General features: G+C 66.8%; 18 protein-coding genes. 7 read left to right on the plus strand and 11 right to left on the minus strand.

Annotated elements, in window-relative coordinates:
- Positions 1–59: 59 nt before the first annotated feature.
- Complete coding sequence (locus tag B7G54_RS16260; protein ID WP_085039973.1) at positions 60–3,674, minus strand: YadA family autotransporter adhesin; 3,615 nt, start codon at positions 3,672–3,674, stop codon at positions 60–62.
- Positions 3,675–4,635: 961 nt separating this feature from the next.
- Positions 4,636–4,821 carry a hypothetical protein gene (locus B7G54_RS39060; RefSeq protein WP_165765582.1) on the minus strand — a complete coding sequence of 62 codons (186 nt, stop codon included), beginning with the start codon at positions 4,819–4,821 and terminating at the stop codon, positions 4,636–4,638.
- Between B7G54_RS39060 and B7G54_RS16265 the strand changes: the two genes are divergently transcribed.
- Positions 4,816–5,622, plus strand: a complete 807-nt coding sequence (locus B7G54_RS16265) for a response regulator transcription factor (protein ID WP_085040087.1) — start codon at positions 4,816–4,818, stop codon at positions 5,620–5,622. The two genes, B7G54_RS39060 and B7G54_RS16265, sit on opposite strands and share 6 nt — an antisense overlap.
- A gap of 22 nt (positions 5,623–5,644) precedes the next feature.
- Here B7G54_RS16265 and B7G54_RS16270 read toward each other — a convergent pair whose 3' ends face one another.
- Positions 5,645–7,837, minus strand: a complete 2,193-nt coding sequence (locus B7G54_RS16270; RefSeq protein WP_085039974.1) for a TonB-dependent siderophore receptor — start codon at positions 7,835–7,837, stop codon at positions 5,645–5,647.
- Positions 7,838–8,299: 462 nt separating this feature from the next.
- Here B7G54_RS16270 and B7G54_RS16275 point away from each other — a divergent pair, with 462 nt between their 5' ends.
- Positions 8,300–9,247 (plus strand): mannuronate-specific alginate lyase, encoded by a 948-nt coding sequence (locus tag B7G54_RS16275; RefSeq protein WP_244289347.1) that lies wholly within the window; start codon positions 8,300–8,302, stop codon positions 9,245–9,247.
- A 53-nt stretch (positions 9,248–9,300) separates the two neighbouring features.
- Here the strand turns inward: B7G54_RS16275 and B7G54_RS16280 are convergent, their stop codons facing one another.
- Complete coding sequence (locus B7G54_RS16280; protein WP_085039976.1) at positions 9,301–10,326, minus strand: AraC family transcriptional regulator; 1,026 nt, start codon at positions 10,324–10,326, stop codon at positions 9,301–9,303.
- A gap of 352 nt (positions 10,327–10,678) precedes the next feature.
- Here B7G54_RS16280 and B7G54_RS16285 point away from each other — a divergent pair, with 352 nt between their 5' ends.
- From B7G54_RS16285 to B7G54_RS16305, 5 genes are all read left to right on the plus strand, one after another.
- Positions 10,679–11,926, plus strand: a complete 1,248-nt coding sequence (locus B7G54_RS16285) for a dienelactone hydrolase family protein (RefSeq protein ID WP_085039977.1) — start codon at positions 10,679–10,681, stop codon at positions 11,924–11,926.
- A gap of 40 nt (positions 11,927–11,966) precedes the next feature.
- Positions 11,967–12,755, plus strand: a complete 789-nt coding sequence (locus tag B7G54_RS16290; RefSeq protein WP_085039978.1) for an SDR family oxidoreductase — start codon at positions 11,967–11,969, stop codon at positions 12,753–12,755.
- 67 nt (positions 12,756–12,822) lie between these two features.
- Positions 12,823–14,061: a styrene monooxygenase/indole monooxygenase family protein gene (locus tag B7G54_RS16295; RefSeq protein WP_085039979.1), complete on the plus strand. Its 1,239-nt coding sequence runs from the start codon at positions 12,823–12,825 to the stop codon at positions 14,059–14,061.
- Positions 14,062–14,066: 5 nt separating this feature from the next.
- Positions 14,067–14,594: a flavin reductase family protein gene (locus B7G54_RS16300; protein ID WP_085039980.1), complete on the plus strand. Its 528-nt coding sequence runs from the start codon at positions 14,067–14,069 to the stop codon at positions 14,592–14,594.
- A gap of 36 nt (positions 14,595–14,630) precedes the next feature.
- Positions 14,631–15,587 (plus strand): SphA family protein, encoded by a 957-nt coding sequence (locus B7G54_RS16305; protein WP_085040088.1) that lies wholly within the window; start codon positions 14,631–14,633, stop codon positions 15,585–15,587.
- A 319-nt stretch (positions 15,588–15,906) separates the two neighbouring features.
- On the opposite strand, the gene B7G54_RS16310 is transcribed toward B7G54_RS16305, so the two are convergent.
- The 7 genes from B7G54_RS16310 to B7G54_RS16340 are packed head-to-tail and all read right to left on the minus strand — an operon-like array spanning position 15,907 to position 22,801.
- On the minus strand, positions 15,907–16,878 hold the full coding sequence (locus B7G54_RS16310) for a type II secretion system F family protein (protein WP_085039981.1): 972 nt from the start codon (positions 16,876–16,878) through the stop codon (positions 15,907–15,909).
- Positions 16,879–16,914: 36 nt separating this feature from the next.
- The gene (locus B7G54_RS16315) at positions 16,915–17,892 is read right to left on the minus strand and encodes a type II secretion system F family protein (protein WP_085039982.1); all 978 of its coding nucleotides are present in this window, start codon (positions 17,890–17,892) and stop codon (positions 16,915–16,917) included.
- 33 nt (positions 17,893–17,925) lie between these two features.
- Entirely contained in the window at positions 17,926–19,293 is a 1,368-nt protein-coding gene (locus B7G54_RS16320) for a TadA family conjugal transfer-associated ATPase (protein ID WP_085039983.1), read from the minus strand.
- An 18-nt stretch (positions 19,294–19,311) separates the two neighbouring features.
- On the minus strand, positions 19,312–20,520 hold the full coding sequence (locus B7G54_RS16325; protein WP_085039984.1) for a CpaE/TadZ family protein: 1,209 nt from the start codon (positions 20,518–20,520) through the stop codon (positions 19,312–19,314).
- Between the two features lie 22 nt (positions 20,521–20,542).
- Positions 20,543–20,986: a TadE/TadG family type IV pilus assembly protein gene (locus B7G54_RS16330; protein WP_085039985.1), complete on the minus strand. Its 444-nt coding sequence runs from the start codon at positions 20,984–20,986 to the stop codon at positions 20,543–20,545.
- A complete protein-coding gene (locus tag B7G54_RS16335; protein WP_085039986.1) occupies positions 20,983–21,516 on the minus strand; it encodes a TadE/TadG family type IV pilus assembly protein in 534 nt (177 codons plus the stop codon). The genes B7G54_RS16330 and B7G54_RS16335 overlap by 4 nt, the downstream gene beginning before the upstream one ends.
- Positions 21,517–21,529: 13 nt before the next feature.
- A complete protein-coding gene (locus B7G54_RS16340) occupies positions 21,530–22,801 on the minus strand; it encodes a pilus assembly protein TadG-related protein (protein ID WP_085039987.1) in 1,272 nt (423 codons plus the stop codon).
- Between the last annotated feature and the right edge of the window lie 6 nt (positions 22,802–22,807).

Here is a 22,807-nt window from a genome sequence, read left to right on the forward strand (position 1 = left end):
TGCCGGGCATCACAACCGCTGCCCGGCACGACCGGTCCATCGATGCTGCGCGAACGACGTCAGAACTGGTAACCCGCGCCCACCACCGCGCCGAAGTCCGAACGCGTGTTGCCCGTCACCGACGCCTTGACGACCCAGCGGTTGCTTTCCGTCACGTACGAGTAGCCGGCGGCGAAGCCCTGCTGGCCGTGATAGTTCGACGTGGCTGCCGAGACCATCGAGCGGCCCGCGCCCGTCGGTTGCGGCAGGCCGGCCACCGCCATTGCCGATGCCACGCCGCCGTACATGTCCTTCTTCAGGTCGTTGAACGAGTTGTACACCTGGCCGATGCGCTGGTCGGTATAGCCCTTCGCCTGATTCGACGCGGCCGACAGGTTGTCGTTCAGCTGCTGCACGTTCACCGCGTCGGTCGGCGCCGTGCCGGCCGCGACGTTCGTGACCTGGCGCTCGCTGCCCTTCGCGCCGACCGAGAACGAATTGTCGCGATCGGCGACGGAGCCCTGGCCGACCGCCACCGCGTTCTTGCCGGTTGCGGTTGCCGTCGCCCCGATCGAACCCGCATCGGCCCGCGCGATCCACGTGGTGTTCGCATCGGTCGCCGCCGCGCGGATCTGGTCGTTGGCCGCCGCGTTCTTCAGCGCCGTGTTGAACTGCCCCATGTTGACCGCGTCGTTGTCCTTCACGCCCGCCGCGACGCCGGTCAGCACGCGGTCGCCCGCCGTGCCGGAGAAGTTCACGCTGGTGCCGCCGCTGTCCTTCCCGACCGTGATCGCGCCGTTCGGATCCTGCTGCTGCACGAGGCCGGCCTTGCCGTTCGCGATGTTGGTCACGTTCCCCTGCAGGTTCGTGATATCGGTCGTGTTCTTCGCGACCTGCTGGTTGGTCGCGTAGAGCTGCGAGCCGTTCACCGCATCCGTGCTGGTTGCGCCGAGCGTGCCGGCCTGCACGTTGGTGATGCGCGTGCCACCGGCGCCGCCGAGCGTGATCGAGCTCTTCGAGCTGTCGTCGTACTGCACCGCGAGCGCGCCGAGCTGGTTGAGACTCGACTGCACGCCCTTCAGCTGCTTCACGTTCACCGCGTCCGTGTCGGCGGTGCCCGCCGCGACGTTCTTCAGCACGACGGCCGCATTCGTGTCGCCGCCGACGAGCGAGACCGAATTCATCCGGTTGCCGTTTGCGTCGACGTCATACTTGACGACGTTCTTCACCGCCTCGCCCGCCTGACTGGACACCTGCGTGATCTGCTGTTCGAGCGACGATTTCACGCCCGACAACTGGCCGCCATTCACCGCGTCCGTGCTGCCTGCGGCGACGTTGCCGTCGGCCACGTTCGTCAGCTTCGTCGGTGCACCGCCGCGCGCCGCGTTGTATGCGCCGAGCTTCGGGTCGAACTGCAGCGCGTCCTGCTGCAGCCCGGCGATCGCGGCCGTGTTGCCGGCGATGTTCGTTTCGGCATTGCCGATGCGCGTTTCGTGATTCTCGAGCGTCGTCGTGTTGCTGCCGACGCGGCCGTCGAGGTTCGTGAGCGCGTCGCCGACATTGTTGAACGAACCGCCGCCGACTTTATAGGCCGGCGAGCTGATCGAGCCGTCCGGATTCGCCGTCGCACCGCCGCCCAGCGCGGCCGCCGTGCCGTCGGTCGCGCGGCGCAGTTGCGCGCCGTTCACCGCGTCCGTGCTGCCCGCCGCGACATTGCCTTCCGCGACGTTGGTCAGGCGCACCGGGCTACCGCCGTTGCCGGCGCCGAGCGAAACCTGCGTCTTGCTCGCATCGTCGTACTTCACGGCGAGCGCATCGAGCTGGCTCGTGCCGTTCTGAATCGCCGAGTTCAGCTGGTCGACGTTGACCGCGTCCGTTCCGTTCTTGCCGGCCGCGACATTGCCGATGCGTTGCGCACCGTTGCCGCCATGGCTCGCGTCGTAGGTGCCGAGGCTTGCGTTCCACTGGAGCGCGTCCTGCTGGAGCGCCGCGATGTTGCCCGTGTTCGTCGTCACCTGGTTGCCGAGCGTCGTCACGTTGTTGCTGACGGTCGTGATCGACTGATTCAGCGAGTCGGTTGCCTTGCCGAGCTGGCCGACGTTCACGGCGTCGCTCGCGGCCATGCCGTCCGCCACGTTGTGCAGGCCGACCGGCGACTGCGCACCCTTGCCGCCGAGCGTCACGCCGCCGTGTGCGTCATCGTCGTACTGCACGGCGTTCTTCGTCGCGTTGCCGATCTGGCTGTTGATCGACGTGCTCAGGTTGCCGAGCGTCGTGCTGAGGTTGTTCGTCACGCTCGTGCTGAGCGACGACAGCCCGCCGTTCAGTTGCCCGACGTTCACCGCATCGGTGTTCGCGACACCGGCTGCGACGTTGTGCAGCGTCGTGCCGTTCGTACCGACGAACGTCACCGAGTCGAACCCGCTCTGGCCGTCGTACTTCACGTTGCGTGCGTCGGCCGCCTGCAGGTTGCTGATGTTGGTGGCCGCCGTGCTCAGCGACGTGTTGATGCCGGTGACGCTGGCCTGCAGGTTCGTGATGTTCGATGCCGCCGTCGAAATGGACGTCTGCAGCGGTGCGACGCTGCCCTTCAGCTGGCCGACGTTCACCGCGTCGGTGTCGGCGACACCCGCCGCGACGCCGCCGATCGTGGTGCCGTTGCTGCCGTCGAGCGCGATCGCCGCATGCGAATCGTCGGTGTATTTCACGACGTTCTTCGTCGCCGTCACGATGCTGGTGCTGAGGCTGTTGCCCACGCTGGTCACGCGCTGGTCGACGTTCGAGATCGTGGTCGACAGCGAATTGCCGACCGACGTCACGCGCGCGTCGACGTTGGCGATGCTCGTGCTGAGCGTGCCGTTCACGTTCTTCAGCTGCTGGACGTTGACGGCATCCGTATCGGCCGCGCCTGCCGCGACGTTCTTGAGCTGGCGTTCGTTGCCGGGTGCGCCGAACGACACCGCGCCGCCGACCGGCGCGGCCGTGCCGCCGAACACCGGCGTGCCGCCGTTGTTCGCGCCAACGCTGCCCGAGCCGATTGCCACCTGGTTGTTGTCGTTCGTCTGCGCGCCCGCGCCGATGGCCACGGATTGCGTGCCGCCTGCGCGCGTCTGCGTCGCCGCGTCGTACGCCGCGCCGTTCGATACGCCATCGCTCGACGTCGGGTTGGCGCCGCCGATCGCCACCGAGCGATCGCCGCTTGCCAGCGCCGAGTGGCCGAGTGCGATCGAGCTCGTGCCGCGCGCGTCCGCAACGTTGCCGACGGCCATCGAGAAGTCGCCGATCGCGGCCGACTGGCGACCGACGGCAAGCGACGTATTGCCTTGCGCGACGGCTACCGTGCCGATTGCCGTGGCGGAGTTCGCCAGCGCCTGCGCGCCGACGCCGACGGCAATCGAGCCACCGCTGCCGCTGCCGCCCTTGCTGCTTGCATTCGACTGGTCGCCGATCGCGATACCGCTGGTGCCGGCCTTGGCATTCGTGCCCATCGTCACGTTTGCCGTGCTCACCGCCACGTAGCTCCCGCTCTTGGTCGAGACGCACAGCGGATTCGTCCCGTCGATGCACTGACCGCTCAGCGCATTGTCAGGGTTGCCGCGGTCGACGAAGTTGTCCGCATGCGCGGCACCCGCGATCAGGACACCTGCACCCGTGAACATGGCGGCGGCCAACGCCGAAATCTGCTTCCTCTTCATGGTCTTCTGCTCCGTTTTGTATCGTTTGGTTTGAATACGGACTACTTACTTTTATTGAAGGCTTCAGCTGCGATTACGATTGCGATTACGACTTCAGTGCGGAACCCGATTCCAATGCCCGGCCCGAGCGTGCCGAAGGCGACACGCATCGTCCGCCCCGTAGCGACGGGGGCGTTCGAAAGCCCGGGCATGCCGTTCGTGTTACGGCCCGTTCCGTTAATCCATAAAATGCATTAGGAATGCATATTGTTTTGCATGGGCGAATTCGCCCATCGGATGAATCCGGAGACTCAACCCGCCGTTATGAACACCCCTGATTTGATGTCGCGCCGACCGCGACCAACCCCGTTTCTTTTATTTCATCCACGGCAACCGGATTTCCGCTTGCGCGCAACGGACATGCGATCGGATAGGCATCAATTGATGCCCTGCCCCCGAATCACACAACGTTCGTCACAATCCGCCGTGCCTTGTGTTGCTCTGTGCAACCCTGCATTCAAAGTTCGGACGAATTATGGGACACGATCTAAAATTATTGAAGGCAACATTCTTTATAGATTGTAAAATTCAATATATTCAATGGGTTAAGTTAAAAATACACATCTCGCAAACGATTTCGCGCCATCCAAATTAATTGAAGTGTTTTATTGGGCTGACAAATACTTTGCCGAGGCGGATTGAATGCAAATTCCGGAGAAGTTTTTTTCAAATAAAACCGCCGGACTGCGGAACTGCACTTGGGTTACGAACGAAAATGGCGGAAATTGACAGGCACCGGCGTGCCATACTGCAAACACAAGCCACGATACACGATGAAGCATCCGGAATTCGGAATGCGGCGAATAGTGTCAATGCGTCTGGCAGGAATCGAAATATGCCCCTACAATTCGGCTCGCATCGATACCGGCAGCAGTGCCCTTTTCAATGCGCGACGACGGCAGCCCTCCGCGTCTTTACCGGATCAGTGACCAAAACAAGCAATACCGGGTACGACACCGAACGGTTGCCGGTCGCGTAGTGTGGCGAAATCCGAATGCCGATGCACGTGTGCGTCGCCATCGAGCGGCTTCCGACGATGATTCGGAACCGGGGCGGCCACCCGCAGGAACGCAGCCAGCAGCCATTCCAGAACAGGTGCACGATGCATCCATCGATCTCCGCATTGGGCGACGCCCATATCCTGATCGTCGACGATCAGCCCGACCAGCTTCGCTTGCTGATCGACATCCTGCGCGGCACGGGGTGCCGGATCAGCATTGCATCCAACGGGCTGCAAGCGTGCCAGCGCGCGCAGGCGCTCGTGCCCGACCTGATCCTGATGGATGTCCGCATGCCGCGGATGGACGGTTTCACCGCGTGCCGGCTGCTTGCCGCCGATCCGCTGACATGCGCGATTCCGGTCATCTTCCTGACCGTGGCCGACGCCTTGCACGAACGCCTCGAGGGGTTCGAAATCGGCTGCGTGGACTATGTGGTGAAGCCGTTCGAGCCCGCCGAAGTGCTCGCGCGGATTCGCGTGCAGCTCGCGCGGGAGAAACGCGATCGGCCCGTCGACACGGAAAGCCCGTTCGCGGCCGGCAAGGACGACGACATCATCGTGCGCGCGGCCATCCGCCACCTGGCGCGCACGCTGAACGATCCGCCGACGGTCGAGCAACTGGCACGCGCGGTCGGCACGCATGAGAAGCGGCTGTCACGTGCGTTTCGCGACAATCTCGGCCAGACGGTGTTCGAGTATCTGCGGCACGAGCGACTGCGGATCGCGCAGGATCTGCTGGATTCGACGTCGCTCAGCATTGCCAGCATCGCGAAGGAGATCGGTTTTTCCACACCGGCGAATTTCGCGACCGCCTTCCGCGAACGTTTCGGCCTGACGCCGACCGAATGGCGGCGCCAGCGCCACGCCGGCGAACGTGCCGCGCGCCGGGAGCCGCAGCGCGACGCGTAGGACGGGTTCCGCGCGTTCGCGATTACCAGTTGTATTTCGCGCTGGCCAGCACGGTCCGCTCGTTGCCGAACACGCAGATGGTGTACGACGTGCAGCCGCTGACGTAACGCCGGTCGAACAGGTTCGCGACGTTCAGCGCGAACCGCCAGTGCGGCATCTCGTAGTGCAGTGCCAGGTCATACAGCGTCGCGCTCGGCACGGTCAGCGAGTTGTCGGGCGCGCCGGCCGACGCGCTCTGGTAACGCACGCCGCCGCCGATCCCGAGGCCCGCCAGCGCGCCCGTGCGCCAGGTCCAGTCGGCCCACATCGACGCCATCTGCCGCGGCAGCGGTACGGCCACCGGCCAGTGGTTCAGCGATGCGTCGTTCGCCTGCACGTTCTTGACATCCTGATAGACATACGACGCGACGATCGACAGCTCGCGAGTGACCTTGCCGACCGCACTCAGCTCGATCCCGCGCGATCGCACCTTGCCCGTCTGCACGGACGTCGTGCCGGTCGGGTCGAGATTCACCGGTGCCGGCGTCGCGACGTTGGTCTGGTCGATCTGGTAGACGGCTGCGGTCAGCATCAGGTTCCTGCCGGGCGGCTGCCAGCGCAGGCCGGCTTCCGTCTGCTTGCCGCGCGTCGGCTTCGGCAAGCCGCCGCCAGCCATCCTCACGCCGATGACGGGATCGAACGACGTCGAGTAGCTCACATACGGCGACAGCCCGGCGTCGCCCTGATAGGTGAGCCCGACGCGTCCGGAGAACGCACTGACGTCCTGCTGTGCCTGCGTGCCGGCCGTCCGGTCGTCGAACCGCGCATTGACGAAATCCTCGCGGCCGCCGAGCGTCAGCATCCAGCGCTTCCAGCGAATCTGGTCCTGCGCATATACGCCGAACGCGTTCATCGCCGTGTACTGGTCGACGTGGCCGAGCGACGTCGGGCCGGAGAAGATCGCGGCCGTGACGGGCCGGTAGACGGGGTGGTACAGGTTGAGCGACGGCGCCAGCGCGAGCCACACGCTGTGGGTCGTCGTCTGCCGGTCGTATTGCGCGCCGAGCAGCAGCGTATGCTCGAGCGGCCCCGTGCCGAAGCGCGCCTGCGCGTGGTTGTCGATATCGAGCCGGCTGTAGTTGAGCTGGAACAGCCCCGCGAAACGAATCATGTTGGTGGTGCTGCGGGGCGCGAAGCCGTTGCCGAACACCGTCGCATCGTCGAGCGACAGGTGCGACCAGCGCACGTCCTGGTGCAGCGACCAGATCGCATTCACGCGGTGCTCCAGCGTGTAGCCGAGCGACCACTGCTTCTTCCGGTAGTCGTTGAACCCAGGGGCGCCCATGTAGATGTCCTGCGACAGGCGGCCGTTCGGGTTCGGCAACACCGTGCCCGACGCGGGCAGGAAGTTCGACGAGATATCGCCACTGTCCTGCAGGAACGTCGCCGAAAGCGTCAGCGACGTGTCGGCGTTCGGCCGCCATCGGAACGACGGCGCCAGCGCGACGCGCCGGTCGCCGTTCGGGCCGGTTTCCGCATTGCCGTCGCGGGCCACGCCGACGAAGCGATATGCATATCGGCCGTCCGGGTCGAGCGCATCGCCGACATCGACCATGAATTGCTTGCGTGCGTCATTGCCGACCTGCACGCCGGCCTCGCGGACGCGCTCGCCGTCGGCAAGTTTCGTGTGCGCATCGACGATCGCGCCGGGCTCGCCCGCGCCGTACAGCACCGACGTCGGCCCGCGCAGCACGGCGATCGAGTCGATCGTGTACGGGTCGACGCGCCAGTTCGCAATGACGGCCGTATTCGGCGCGGCCACGCCGTCGACATACAGCGTCGGCGTGAAGCCGCGCAGCGCCGCGTACCAGTCGGTGCGGCTGTCGGCGCCGAACGTCGCGAATCCCGGCACGTAGCGCAGCGCCTGGTTCAGATCGGTCGCGCCGGTCATCTCGATCTGCTGCGCGGTCACGAGATTGATCGTTTGCGGGATCTCGGCCACCGGCGTGTCGGTCTTCGTGCCGGCCGTGGTGCGCAGCCCGACGAGCCCGCTCGACGCGCCGTCGGCCTTTCCCGTCACGTCGATGGCCGGCAGCACGGCCGCCGCCGCGCCGGCCGGCGGCGCCGCTGTCGAACCCGATACCTGTGCGTGCGCGCCGCCCGCCGCCGCCACGCACAAGCTTCCCCCGGCGGCGATCGCCCTCGCGCGTCGCGCCGCACCCGTCCCCGTTACCATCGTTCCATGCTCCGTCGTGCTGGCGGCCGATTCGGCCCGATCGCGGCGCGACGCACCGCCGGCGTCCGCCCTGTGTTGTCATGCTTGCGAGATGGGTTACGCGCGAGTCGGCATGCTCCGGCCAATGGCGTCGTTCGCGAGCGCAGCGATCATACCGGGCGAACGTAGCGCAGTCTTGAAAAAAAATGCACCCGCGGGCGACGCCGGTGCCCGGCGCCTGGCGCCTGGCAGGCAGGGCCGGCCGGGATCGACCCATGCGGCAGCCGGGCAAGGCGGATGAAAGACGGGAGCGCTAGACTGCGTGCGCCGCCGGAGCGGCCGCAGGCTGCACGCCCCTGCGCGTGTCACCCGGCTTCGTCGGGCTCTGCCGGCTGCGCACGTCCAGCGTCGCGACGTGGTTCGCTCCAGGGGCGGCATCCGTGTTTGCCGCCCCCCGTCACCACCGAGGACCGTATGCACCGCATGTCGATTCGAACGCTATTCGCCGCGTTGCTCGCCGTGAGCACGCTCTTCGGCGCCGTGCCGCCGGCCCGCGCCTGCGACATACCGGCGGCCGTCACGACGATCGACCCGCCCGGCTACTATGACGACGCCGCCGGCTATGCGCGCGCCGTGAAGCCGATGCGCGATTTCATTGCCCGGCTCAACGCGTCGGCTGACAAGGGGGACTGGCCGTGCGCGTCGAGCCTGCTGGAAAGCTGGGCGCAGGCCGATGCGCTGATGGGCCGGATCTCCGGCTACCAGGGCTACTACGAGCGTTCGTGGGCCGGTACCGACTTCGCGATGGTGATCCTGCGCATGCCGCGCGACGTGCGCGAAGCCAACCGCTCGCGGTTCGATGCGATCGATCCGTGGCTCGAACGCATCGCGATCGCCACCCGCGATGCGGAAGCGATCAATCATTTGCACAACAACCTCGTGTACTGGGCCGGACTCGACCTGATCGCCATCGGCACCGTGACCGGCAACTCGAGCCTCATCGACTCGGGGCTGCTGCGGGTTCGCGAAGGCATCCGCGACATCGGCCCCGACGGGGCGCTCGCGCGCGAAGTCAAGCGCGGCAACCGCGCGCTGCACTATCACACGTTCGCGCTGCTCCCGCTCGTATTCGCGGCGGAACTCGTGCAGCGGCGCCGCATCGATCTCTATCGGGAAAACGACGGCGCGATCGGCCGCCTTGCGAACCTCGTCATCAACGCCGTCGAGAATCCCGCGAGCTTCACGGCCATCACGCCGGTCAGGCAGGACCTGTTTCCGTGGACGTTCCGCGATGAACTGAGCTGGGTCGAGCCGTACTACGCGCGCTTTCACGACGCGCGGCTGCCGGCGATCATCGCGCCGCGCCGCCCGTTCGGTGAATGGCGGCTCGGCGGGGATGTGACGGCGGTCTGGGGTGTGCCGCTGCCGTAGGCGATCCGCGGGCGATCCGCAGGTAGGCCGCGGGTAGGCCACCGCCTGCGTCGCTAGGCGCGCACGCGCCGCATCCTGAGCGTCGCCGACGGCGACTCGCCGAACGCCCGCTTGTACTCGATCGCGAACCGTCCGAGGTGCGCGAAGCCCCATTTCAGCGCGATGTCCGTCACCGATGCGAGCCCCGGCGTAGCGTCGGCCAGCAGCTCCTCGCGCACATGTTGAAGCCGCAACTGCCGCACGAAGCCCATCGGCGTGATGCCGTGGCGATGGCGAAAGCCGGCGAACAGCGTGCTCGGGCTGACGCCGGCGAGTTCGGCGAGCCGTTCGATCGTCAGCGGCTCGTCGAGATGCGCGCGGATGTAATCCTCGACGCGCCGCACATAGAACGGCGCGAGCGCCACCGGCAGGTGCCGCGTGCCATTGCGCGCGCTGTTCGGGTGGCCGTGCAGCAGCAGGTTGAGCAGCGTCGATTCGAGCTGCTCGAACGCGAGCGGGTGACGCAACGGATGCGCATCCGTCGAGATCGCGCCGGCGAGGATCGGCAGCATCTGCGCCAGACACGTCCCCTGCGGCGACGACAGGCTGAATTCAGGTTCGAATTCGACCGGTGCGCGCCGGTCGTCGCCGAAATGCCGCTGCGCGTGGCGCTCCATCACTTCGCGCTCGATGCGCAGGATGACTTGCGGACACGCATCGCCCCAACGCATCTTCAGCGACAGCGTCGGCGAGATCAACGATGCGGTGCCCGGCGACGACACGAAACGCGCCGGCCCGCATTCGATCTCCGCGTCGCCGCGCAGCGGGATCTGCAACAGGAAGAAGTGCTCGAGCGGGCCGGGTTCGATGCTGACGCCACCGCCATAGTCGAGCAGGTTCAACGACAGGTTGCCCCAGCGCGCATGGTGCATGCAGCTGTGCAGCGCACGCGATGCGCCGATCGGCGTGAGCCGGTGCGGCTTGAATACGTCGGCGACGCGTGCGCGAACCTCGTCGACATCGTTCGACTGCAGCAGCAGGTTGCCGTGATTGAAACAGGCGTCGTCGGCCAGCCAGCCCGTTTCTGAAAATTGCGCCATCGATGTTCTCCCGTCATGCTCGATTGCACTCGCGCCGTGCATGCGTTCCCGGTATGGGGGCATCCGCCGCACGATCCGGATAGCGCCCGGAGTATCCGGACAGTCCGGCCGCCAAAGCACGCAAGTCCCGCTCGAACGACGCAAGAAGCGGACCGTTCGCGCATCGTAGAAAACTGTGCGGGCATTCCGCATCCGCACATACCCGCAGTCAGCCGTGCGCCTGCCCACGCGCGGCGGCCGGTGCAACAGGTTTCCGGAATTCCCGGATACCGGCCGAAGAAAGCGGATAGAAACGCCCGTTTCGTCCGCCAATACTGGGCCCGTCGCAGCAATGAACGCTATGGAGAGACACATGAAAGGACGTCACATCGAGATTCCGTCACCGGATGGCGGCACGTTTCGCGCCTACCTGAGCACGCCGGCCGGCGGCACGGGGCCCGGCATCGTGCTGTGCCACGAGATCTTCGGCGCGAACGCGACGATGCGGGAAGCGGCCGACTACTACGCGGAGGAAGGCTATACGGTGCTCGTGCCCGACCTGTTCTGGCGCCAGGCGCCGGGCGTCGAACTCGGTTATGCCCCGGCCGAAGTCGAGCGCGCGATGGCCCTTTATCGCGAATACGACGAGAACAAGGGTGTCGAGGACATCGGCGCCGCGCTGGGCGTGCTCCGGCAGCGGCCGGAATGCACGGGCGAAGCCGGCGTGCTCGGCTACTGCCTCGGCGGCAAGCTCGCGTATCTCGCCGCGTGCCGGCTGCCGGGTGTGGCCGCGGCAGTCAGCTACTACGGCGTGGGTATCGAGCAGGCGCTCGACGAGGCGTCGCACCTGCACGGCCGGCTCGTGCTGCAGATTGCGGCGCAGGACCGCTTCTGCCCGCCCGACGCGCAGCAGCGCATTGCCGAAGCGCTCGCCGGGCGCGACGGCGTCGAAGTGTACGTGTATCCGGGCGTCGATCACGCGTTCGCGCGCGTCGGCGGCGATCATTTCGACAAGGCCGCCGCGGTGATGGCCCACCAGCGCGCGATCGCCGCGTTCCGTGCCGCGCTCGGCCCGCGCTACGACCTGTCCACACTGTGGGAAGCGCACCTCAAACACGAATTCGACACGCGCAACGTCGATGCCACGATGGCGACGATGGTTGCCGAACCGTACGTCAACCATATTCCGACGCTAACGGGCGGCGTCGGCTACGACGAGCTCAAGCGCTTCTACACGCATCATTTCGTGCATGCGAACCCGCCGGATACGACGATCACGCCGATCTCGCGCACGATCGGCGCGAGCCAGATCGTCGACGAGCTGCTGTTCTGCTTCACGCATACCACCGAGATCGACTGGATGCTGCCGGGCGTCGCGCCGACCGGCAAGCGCGTCGAGATTCCGCTCGTCGCGATCGTCAAGTTTCGCGGCGACAAGCTGTATCACGAGCACATCTACTGGGACCAGGCGAGCGTGCTCGTGCAGATCGGCCTGCTCGATCCGGCCGGCCTGCCGGTCGCGGGCGTCGAAACGGCCCGCAAGCTGCTCGACGAAACCGTGCCGTCGAACGGCCTGATGCGCCGCTGGCAGGACAGCGAGCCGTCGACGGGTGCGCAGTGACGCGCCCCTTCCCTCACCCAACGATTTCCGGAGACACCCCATGACTGCCCTTGCTGGCAAAGTCGCGATCGTCACCGGCGGCGCCACGCTGATCGGCGCCGCGGTCGCGCAGGACCTGACCCGCGCCGGTGCGTGCGTCGCGATCCTCGATCTCGATGCCGAGAACGGCGCGCGCGTGGCCGATTCGCTCGGCGAACGGGCGATGTTCGTCGCGCTCGACATCACCGACGATCATGCGATCGAGCATGCGGTATCGGCCATCGTCGAACGGTTCGGCGCAATCGACGTGCTCGTCAACCTCGCGTGCAGCTACGTCGACAACGGCATCCAGGCGACCCGCAACGACTGGCTCGCCGCGATGGACGTCAACGTCGTGTCGGCGGCGATGCTCGCGAAGGCCGTGCATCCGCACATGGTCCGGCGCGGCGGCGGCGCGATCGTGAACTTCAGCTCGATCTCGGCCCGGTGCGCGCAGACCGGCCGCTGGCTGTACCCGACCTCCAAGGCGGCGATCCGCCAGCTCACGCGCAGCATGGCGATGGATCTTGCGCCCGACCGCATTCGCGTCAACTCGGTGTCGCCGGGATGGACGTGGTCGCGCGTGATGGACGAGATGACGCACGGCGACCGTGCGAAGACCGATCGCGTCGCCGCGCCGTTCCACCTGCTCGGCCGGGTCGGCGATCCGTCCGAGGTCGCGCAGGTCGTGACGTTCCTGTGCAGCGACGCGGCGAGCTTCGTGACGGGCGCCGACTACGCGGTGGATGGCGGTTACTCCGCGATGGGCCCCGAACAGGCGGTGCCGGCCATTCCGCGCCTCGCGGAATGACCGCTGCCCGCCGCCGCTTTCCGCAACCCTTCTTCCGGCCGCACGCCGGCCAACCAAGGACATACCCATGAGACGCATCGCTATCGTCGGCGCCGGCCAGTCCGGCCTGCAACTCGCCTTCGCCCTGCTCGACCAGGGCTACCACGTCACGCTTGCGACCAACCGCGACGCCGAACAGATCCGCACGGGCAAGGTCATGTCGAGCCAGTGCATGTTCCATACCGCGCTGCAGATCGAGCGCGACCTCGGCCTGAACACCTGGGAGGAAGCGTGCCCGTCCGTCGAAGGGATCGGCATCGCGGTGCCGCATCCGGACGGCAACGGCCGCAAGGCGATCGACTGGTCGTCGCGGCTGACCCGCTATGCGCAGTCGGTCGACCAGCGCGTGAAAATGGCTGACTGGCTCGACGGCGTGCGGCGCCGTGGCGCGGACGTGCGCATTGGCGACGTTGGCGTACCCGAACTCGAGGAACTGGCGCGCAGCCACGACCTCGTGCTGCTCGCGGCCGGCAAGGGCGAGATCGTCAACCTGCTCGGCCGCGACGACGCGCGCAGCGCGTTCGACCGCCCGCAACGCGCGCTGGCTCTCACCTATGTGAAAGGGATGACGCCGAGCCAGCCGTATTCGCGTGTGCGCTTCAACCTGCTGCCCGGCATCGGCGAGTATTTCGTGTTCCCCGCGCTGACCACGACGGGCCCGTGCGAAATCATGGTGTTCGAAGGCATTCCGGGCGGCCCGCTCGACTGCTGGGCCGACGTGAAGACGCCCGAGCAGCATCTGGACCGGAGCCTGTCGTTCCTGCAGCACTACGTGCCGTGGGAATTCGAGCGCTGCCGCGACGTCGAGCTCACCGATCCGAACGGCACGCTGGCCGGACGCTTCGCGCCGACGGTGCGCAAGCCGTTCTTCCGGCTGCCGTCGGGCCGCACGGTGTTCGGGATGGCCGATGCGGTGGTCGTCAACGATCCGATCACCGGCCAGGGATCGAACAACGCCGCGAAATGCGCGAAGGCCTATTTCGATGCGATCGTCGCACGCGATGCCGCACCGTTCGGCGAAGACTGGATGCAGCAGACGTTCGAAGGCTACTGGGCCTATGCGCAGCATGTCGTGCGCTGGACCAACTCGCTGCTCACGCCGCCGCCGCCGCACATCCTCGAACTGCTCGGCGCGGCCGGCCAGCGGCCTTCGCTCGCCGCGGCGATCGTCGACGGCTTCGACGATCCGCGCCGGTTCTCGCCGTGGTGGTTCGAGCCGTCGGCCTGCGCGGCGATGATCCGCGAACACAGCGTGCGTGCGGAGTGACCGGCATGGAAACGACCGCTATCGATCGCCCGGCCCTCGACCCGATGCAGCTGCGCGCCGCGTTCGGGCAATTCCCGACCGGCGTCACCGTGATCACCACGCGCGCGGCCGACGGACGCAAGGTCGGCCTCACCGCCAATTCGTTCTCGTCGCTGTCGCTCGATCCACCGCTCGTGCTGTGGAGCCTGCGCAAGGTCGCGCCGAGCCGCCCGGATTTCGTCGCGGCCACGCATTTCGCGATCAACATCCTCGCGCACGACCAGGTCGACCTGTCGCGCCGCTTCGCGACGCCCAGCGCCGACAAGTTCGACGGCGTGCTTCACGTCGATTCGGCGACCGGCGGCGTGCCCTGCCTCGACGGCGCGAGCGCATGCTTCGTGTGCCGTAACGTCGGCCATTACGAAGGCGGCGATCACCTGCTCTTCATCGGCCAGATCGAGCAGTTCGACGCGAACGGCCATGCGCCGCTCGTGTTCCATGCCGGCCAGTATCGCGCGATCGTCGATCATCCCGATCTTTTTCGCACCATTTGATTAGTTATACAAATAAATCTCCAGGAGGTGGTGAACATGAAATTCGGCTCTCGCCTGCTCGTCGTCGCAGGCCTCACGATCGCCGGCGTGGCCGGAAGCGCGCCGGCCGGCGCCGCCGACCTGCCGGCGGTCAACCTCGGCATGACCAGCTTCCTCGACGGGACGCCGCCGGCCGGCTCCGGCTGGTACGGCACGCAGTACCTGCAGTACTACACGGCAAGCCGCGTCAACGACAATGCGGGCAACAAGGTCGGGCTGCCGAAGCAGGACATCGACCTGTTCGCGGGGCTGAGCCAGCTCGTCTATCAGTCGCCGCTGACGTTCGCGGGCATGCACCCCGGCCTCGACGTGATCCTGCCGTGGATCGCGTCCGCACGGACCGATGACGGCATCGGCAACGTCGCGCTGAATGCACGTGCCGGCTTCGGCGACCTGCTGATCGGCCCGTTCATCCAGTTCGACCCGGTGATGGGCGCACAAGGCCCGCGCTTCGCGCAGCGCGTGGAATTCCAGTTCATCGCACCGACCGGCGCCTACGATCCGTCGCGCGCGATCAACCCCGGCAGCCATTTCTGGTCGTTCGATCCGTACTGGGCGGCAACGTTGTGGCTCACGCCCCAGTGGACCGTGTCGTGGCGGCTGCATTATTTGTGGAACACGGCCAACCACCAGCCGGCCACGTCGCTCGGCCCGGACGCGACGTCGACGCAGGCCGGCCAGGCAATCCACGCGAACTTCGCGACCGAGTATGAAGTGCGCCCCGGCCTGCGGTTGGGGCTCAACGGCTACTGGCTGCGCCAGACCACCGACATGAAGGAAAACGGGCAGGATGTGCCCGGCACGCGGGAGGCGGTGTTCGCGATCGGCCCGGGGGCCATGTATAGCTTCTCGCCGCAGGATCATCTGATGTTCAACGCATATTTCGAGACCTATGCGCGGAACCGGCCGCAAGGCACGCGGATGGTGCTGCGGTATGTGCATCACTTTCAGTGACGGCCGCGGCCCGGTGAACGGGCACGACGTGCCCGGCACGCGCACGATGGCCGCGAGACCCGCGCACAACGTGATGCCGGCAAGCTTCGCCGGCATTCAGGTTAGCAGTAGGGGGCAGCCGGTAAGGCGGTGGACTACGGCTCGCTCCATGGCCGACCATGGGTCCAGGATGCGTTGACGCCGCTATGGTCAACCTGTCTCGCGGCGCCGCCTGGGGAGAGAGTCTCCATGAAGCCTGTTGCCGTGCCGGCCGGCGGGGGTGGCCGTCCGGCACGCAAAAACCTTTATCGGCGATCCCGGCGCAATGCCGGTCCGTTGCTCACTGCGCGATGCCCACGAACGTCGGCAACAGCACGCGATAGACGTGAATCATCGCCGGCCCGAGCAGCACCAGCATCAGCGCGGGGAAGATGCAGAAGATCAGCGGGAACAGCAGCTTCAGCGCGATCTTCGCGGCCCGCTCCTCCGCGCGCATGCGCCGCCGCGTGCGCAGCATGTCGGACAGCACGCGCAGCGATTCGCTGATGCTCGTGCCGAACCGGTCGGCCTGGATCAGCATCGCGCAGAACGACTCGATGTCCTCCACGCCGGTGCGCAGCGCGAGATTGCGCAGCGCCGTCTCCTTCGTGAAGCCGGAGCGCATCTCGAGCAGCAGCAGGTCGAGTTCGCTCGCGACCACCTCGCTGCTGAACCGCAGTTCCTCGCTGACCTTCATCAGCGCCGCATCGAGCCCGAGCCCCGCTTCGACGCACACCGTCAGCAGGTCGAGCGCATCCGGGAAATCCTCGAAGATCTTCTGCTGGCGCACCTTGACCCGCTGCGACAGCACGATGTTCGGGATGTAGTAGCCAATCCCGGCGAGCGCGACGAGGATCACCGACAGGATCGCGCGCTCGTCGCCGAGCGACGTCGTGATCAGCACCAGCAGCGCGGCGCCCGGCAGCCCGAGCGCGAGCGCCGTCTTCGCGGTGAAGTACAGCGCGGCCGCGCTCTGGTTGCGCCAGCCGGCATTCATGAGCCGGATGCGCAGCGGAGAATTCTCCCAGCCCTCCTTCGGCACCGACAGCTTCGAGATCGGGGTGGACAGCTCGACCAGCTTCGCGACCCAGCGCGACGCCATGTCGTCGCCGTCGCCGGTGCCGGTCGCGCCCGCCCCGGCCCCGCCGGCCTGCTGGAGCCTGCGCTGGATGCTGCGCGGCGCGAACAGCAGCATCGCGACGAGTACGCCGCCGGCCACGAAGATGAACAAGCCGCCCAGCATCACGGCCTGGACCACGCTCAGATTTTGCATGACAGCCTCGAAATGGTTTGTTGTACGACTCGCGCGTCAGACGCGAATGCGGACGATGCGGCGGATCCAGAACAGGCCGAACAGCATCGACACCAGCATCCCGCCGACCATCCTGATCCCTGCCGGGTCCTCCCAGAGCACGGACAGGAACTCGCGGTTCAGCAGCGCCATCACCGCGGCGGTGCCGAACGGCAGCAGCCCGAGAATCCATGCCGACAGCCGTCCTTCGGCCGACAGCACGCGGACCTTGTCGAACAGCTTGAAGCGCTCGCGGATCAGCGCGGAGATGCAGTCGAGCAGCTCGGCCAGGTTGCCGCCCGTCTCGCGCTGGATCAGCACCGCGATCACGAAGTAGCGCAGGTCTTGCACCGGCACGCGCGTCGCAAGGTTCATCAGCGCATCGTGCAGCGACACGCCGTAGTTCACCTCGTCGAACGTGATGCGGAACTCGCCGCCCATCGGATCGGGAAACTCGTCGCCGACCATCCCGAGCGTGCTCGTGAACGAATGACCGGAACGCAGCGCACGCGAGATCATGTCGCAGATGTCCGGCAACTGCCGCTCGAGCTTGCGCATCCGCTTCCCGCGGCAGCGCATCACGTACATCGTCGGCCAGCATCCGGCAAACAGCGCGACCGGCAGCGTGGCGAGTTGCGGCAACGTCGCGAAGCTCAATGCAAGCCACGTAACCCCCGCGAACATCGCGCTGAGCATGATCAGCTTCGGGAGCGTCCAGGCGAGGCCCGACTGCTGGATCACGAGATCGAGCCGGTGCACGCGCGGCACGCGCAGCAGCAGCCGGTCGAACGGCTTCGATTCGTCGAGCATCCGCTTCTTCAGGATCGACAGCCGTTCCTGCTGGACGTTGCCGCCGGCCGACATCGAGCGGATGCGCGATTCGATCCGGCGCGCGGCCGTACCGTGCCGCGCGTTCCACCATTGATACGCACCTTCGATCGCGAGCACCACCGCGACGAAGGTGAGAATCACAAAACCGTAAAAGATCGCGTTCATGAAGCCTCCCCGGTAGCGAACAGCGCCCTGTCGTCAGTTCGTCTCGTACCGCTGAGACGGGTCGTACAGCGAATCCGGCAGGTTGATGCCGAACGCCTGCAGCCGCTCGACGAACTTCGGCCGCACGCCGGTCGCGCAGAAGTGGCCGCGTACCGAGCCGTCGCGATCCACGCCCGTGCGCTTGAACGTGAAGATCTCCTGCATGTTGATGATGTCGCCTTCCATCCCGGTCAGTTCCTGGATGCTGACGATCTTGCGCTTGCCGTCGGTCAGCCGTGCCGCCTGCACGACCACCGAGATCGCCGACGCGATCTGCTGGCGCATCGTCTTCGGCGGCAGCGTCAGGCCGGAGACGCTGATCATGTTCTCGAGCCGCGTCAGCGCGTCGCGCGGCGTGTTCGCGTGAATCGTCGCGAGCGAGCCTTCGTGGCCGGTATTCATCGCGTTGAGCATGTCGAGCGCTTCGGCGCCGCGCACTTCGCCGAGGATGATCCTGTCGGGCCGCATCCGCAGCGCGTTGCGCACCAGCGTGCGCTGCGTGATCTCGCCCTTGCCCTCGATGTTCGGCGGGCGCGTTTCGAGCCGCAGCACGTGCGGCTGCTGCAGTTGCAGCTCGGCGGCATCCTCGATCGTCACGATCCGCTCGTTGCGCGGAATGTAGCCGGACAGGATGTTGAGCAGCGTCGTCTTGCCGCTGCCGGTGCCGCCCGACACCAGCACGTTGATCTTCGCGCGCGACAGCGCGTCGAGCAGCTCGGCCATCGGCGGCGTCAGGCTGTGGTAGCGCACCAGGTCGTCCATCTTCAGCGGGTTGACCGCGAAGCGCCGGATCGACATCAGCGGCCCGTCGATCGCGGACGGCGGGATGATCGCGTTCACGCGCGAGCCGTCCGGCAGCCGCGCGTCGACCATCGGGCTCGACTCGTCGATGCGGCGCCCGACGCGCGACACGATCTTCTCGATCACCTTCATCAGGTGCGCATCGTCGTAGAACGTCACGTCGGTCAGTTCGAGCTGGCCGCTGCGCTCGACATAGACCTGCCGGTACGTGTTCACGAGGATGTCGGAAATCCCCGGGTCGCGCAGCAGCGCTTCGAGCGGGCCGAAGCCGAACATCTCGTCGTACACATCGATTGCGAGCTGCCGCCGCTCGATGTCGTTCGCGGGCAGCCGCTCCTCGTCGAGAATGCGCGAGATCAGCGCGCCGATCTCATGGCGCACCGATTCCTGCGACAGCCGCGACAGGCGCTCGAGCTCGACGCGTTCGAGCACGGCCAGGTGAATTTCGCGGCGCAGTTTCTGGTATGCGTCGCGCACCGACGAATGCACCGGGCCGGCCGGTTCGCTGCCCGCCGCCAGCGGCTGGGCCCGGTGCAAGGACATCTGTTCGCGCAATGACATGATGGTTCCCCGAAAGAATTACATAGACTTGAGCTTCGGCGTAGCCTTGCGGCCGAACAGCCGGGACATCAGCGGTTCGCTGTGCGTCGTGCCGTGACCCGCGCGCACCTCCCCGTCGACGAGTTGCTTCGCATACCCTTGCAACGCACGGACCACCGCCGTGCCGCGCGCGAGCCGCGACACCGGATGGCCCTGGTTGACCGCTTCGAGCACGGTGTCGGCGTCGTCGGGAATCGTGCAGGCCGCGTGCAGGCCGAGCACTTCCTCGAGCGCGGTGCGGGTGCGGTCGCTCGCGCGCGTCGCGCGGTTCACGATCAGCCGCATCTGGTCGGTCGAGTAGCCGAGCGACACGAGGATCTCCAGCAGCCGGCGGCCGGCCCGCACGTGCGGCATCGCGGGTTGCATCACGAGCTGGATCTGGTCGCTGCGATCCAGCGCCACCATCGACAGCGGATTGATGCAGACGCCGACGTCGAAGATCACGAAGTCGTAGCGCGGCGCGGCAACGCCCAGGATCCATTCGAGCGCGTCCTCGCGCATCTCCGCGGCCTTGACCGGGTCGCCCGCGCCCGCGAGCACGTGGAAGTTTTCCGTCACGTGCGCGACGCTCGCGTCGAGGAACGCGCTGTCGAGCCGCTCGATCTGCGCGCAAAGCTGCGGCAGCGTCGACGGCGGGGTTTCGTCGCTGACGAGGAACGCCGCGTCGGCGAACTGCTGGTTCAGGTCGATCAGCAGCACGCGGCGCTTGAAGCCTTCGGCGATCTCGAACGCGAGGTTGCTGGCCGCGAAGCTCGTGCCGGCCCCGCCCTTGCACGACATGAACGACACGATCCGCGTATCGTCGGTGTCGCGCCGCGTGCTTTGCGCGGCGGCCCGCTCGAGCGCGTTGCCGAGCGCCTGCGGATCGAGCGGCCATTGCAGCACGTCGCGTGCACCCGCACGCATCGCGTCGAGCAGCACGTGCGGCGACGCGTCCGCCGTCACGAGAATGCAGGTCAGGCTCGCGTGCGCGCGGCAGATGCGCTCGATCGCGGACAGCTCGGAAGGCTCGATCGACGTGCCGTCGATCAGCAGGATGTCGAACGCGTCGAGCCCGTCGCTGCGATGCTCGATCTGCGACGGCCGGCCGGTCGCGCGCGTCGCGCGATAGCGTCCGCAGTCGGCGACGTGGCGCGCGATCTGCGTGAGCCGCGCGGTGTCGTCGGAAGCTACGAGGATGTTGATCATGTCGTGTACCTCGTCTGTGCGATTAATTGCAGGCGGCGCCGCCGCTCGAGGACGTCAGGCTCTCGCGCGGCAGCGTTGTCGTGAACGGCGGCATTCTCACCGTGACGTTCACGAACGGGATCATCGTCTTGACCGTGACGTTCGTGACGCTGACGGTCACGAACGCGCACGAATTCACGTCACAGCTTGCCGGCGAGTAGTTCACCGATACGTTCGCGTTCGACAGCAGCGGCAGCAGCGATCTCACGCGCTTCACGACGCCGGCCGCATTGACGTCGCAGACCACCGCCGTGCGTGCGCCCAGGCGCACGGCCTCGCTCGCGGTGCTCCAGTAGAACAGCACGCGACCGAACTCGAAGATGCCGATCAGCAGCATGATCAGTACCGACGCGATCAGCGCGAACTCGACGATCGCCGCGCCGCGCTGGGTGCGCCGGCGTGACAGGGGGACATGGCGCGCGCTCATGACACTTGCCTCATCACGGTGACGATGTTGTTGAAGGTGATCGACGGCAGCCCCGGGAACGCAGGGATCGGCTGGTATTTGTAGCCCGTGATCTTTACCTCGACGACGTTGATCGCGCCTGTTGCCGTACCGCTCGACGCGTTGTTGTTCGAGTCGTAGGTCGGCAGGTTCGCGAACTGCGACGGGTCCGACGCGTCGCTGCAGCCGGTCGTGTGCTGCGCGTCGCAGATGGTCACCATCGACGTCGTGAGCCCGGGCACCAGCTCGGTACCGGACGCGCCGCACGTCGTGCTGCCGTAGACGACGAGACACTGCGCCTGCGACACCGGATACGCGCTGTCGCTCGGCAACCAGACCGACAGGTAGCGCGCGGCATCCCGCGTCGCCTTGGTCAGCGTCTCGAACTGGTAGATCGCGCGGCCGAACTCCGCCACGCCGGTCGCGAGCATGATCATCGGCATCAGCACGAGCGCGAACTCGACGGCGACGGCGCCGCGGGTGCGCGAACGGCGAAACGGGGGCTTTTTCATGATCCTCTCTCCGCTATTGGACGAGCATCGGGACCTGGGTCCCGGACGCGCTGCCGCTGCCGGGCAAGCCGTGCGTCGCGCACGGATTGTTGCCGGAGACCGACGAACCGAGGTATTCGAGGTGCGCGACGAGCGCGCCGCTGCCCGAGCTGAACGGCAGCGGATCGAGCATCAGCACGCAATCCCATTGCGTGACGTGTACCTTGCCGCTGCTGCCCGACAGCGTCGAGCAGTCGCCCTCTGGCGCGAGCGCGACACGGCGGTCGCCGCCGAAGGTCTGGTAGTTGCTCGCCGTCGCCGTGCCGTTGGTGGTAATCCCGCTGCCCGACGGCGGTGCGCCGTCGCCCTGGTAGGACTTGAAGGCTGCGCGGTCGGCCACGAACTGCGTGTACGCGTCGCCCTTGATGCCCGCCGTTCCTGGCGGCCCGTAGTTCGGGCCGACATACGCGTAGCCGGTGAAGTCGGGCTGGCCGCTCGAGCCGTTCGCGCCGTTCGTATAGATGCCGAAACGCGTATTCCAGGCGCGCAGCGACGCCGACTTCAGGCCCGTGGTGGCAAGGTCCGGCGGGCTCGTGATGTTGCAGGTGTTGCCCGACAGCTCGCCGGAGAGCGTGGTTTCGTTCGTCGAGCCGTCGAGCGCCGCCCAGCCGAAGTTGCCGGGCCCGTAGGTCGTCGACGACCCGGACGGCGACGAGATCCAGTCGCCGACCTTGTAGGCCGGATCGGACGGGCCGCGGCACACGAACACCGGGATCGCGCAGGTCGTCTGCCCGCCGCCGACGGTGGCGATCGCGCTGGCCGACACTTCCGCCGCGTTCGCGAGCTTCGTGCCCGGCAGCACGTTCAGCACCTCGATGAACCAGTGCGCGATGTTGCTCAACGTGGCGGTGCACTGCACGTACTTGATGTTCGCCGGCGTCGTGACCGAGTTCTTCGCCAGGAACGGGTTGGTCAGCGAATCGCTGAACGTGACGTTCGCATTGGTCGACATCTGCACCGACTTGTTCTGGAAAAACACGAAATTCAGGTGGCCGGCGGCGATGCCGTCGGCCTCGGCCACGGACAGGCTGATGGCCGACGTCAGGTCACGCGCAGCCGACAGCGCGCACGCATCGGCGCTGTTCTGCAGTTCGCTGCGCGTGACGTACAGCTTGCCGAGATCCAGCGCGAGGCCGACGAACCCGATCATCACCGCCAGTGCGAGACCGACGATGATCGCGACGGCACCGCGCTGGCGATGCAGGCCGTGACGCATGACTTTCGGATAGCGGGCTGCGCTGTTCATGGCGTT

This window comes from Burkholderia puraquae, from assembly GCF_002099195.1.
GTDB classification, from domain to species: Bacteria; Pseudomonadota; Gammaproteobacteria; order Burkholderiales; family Burkholderiaceae; genus Burkholderia; species Burkholderia puraquae.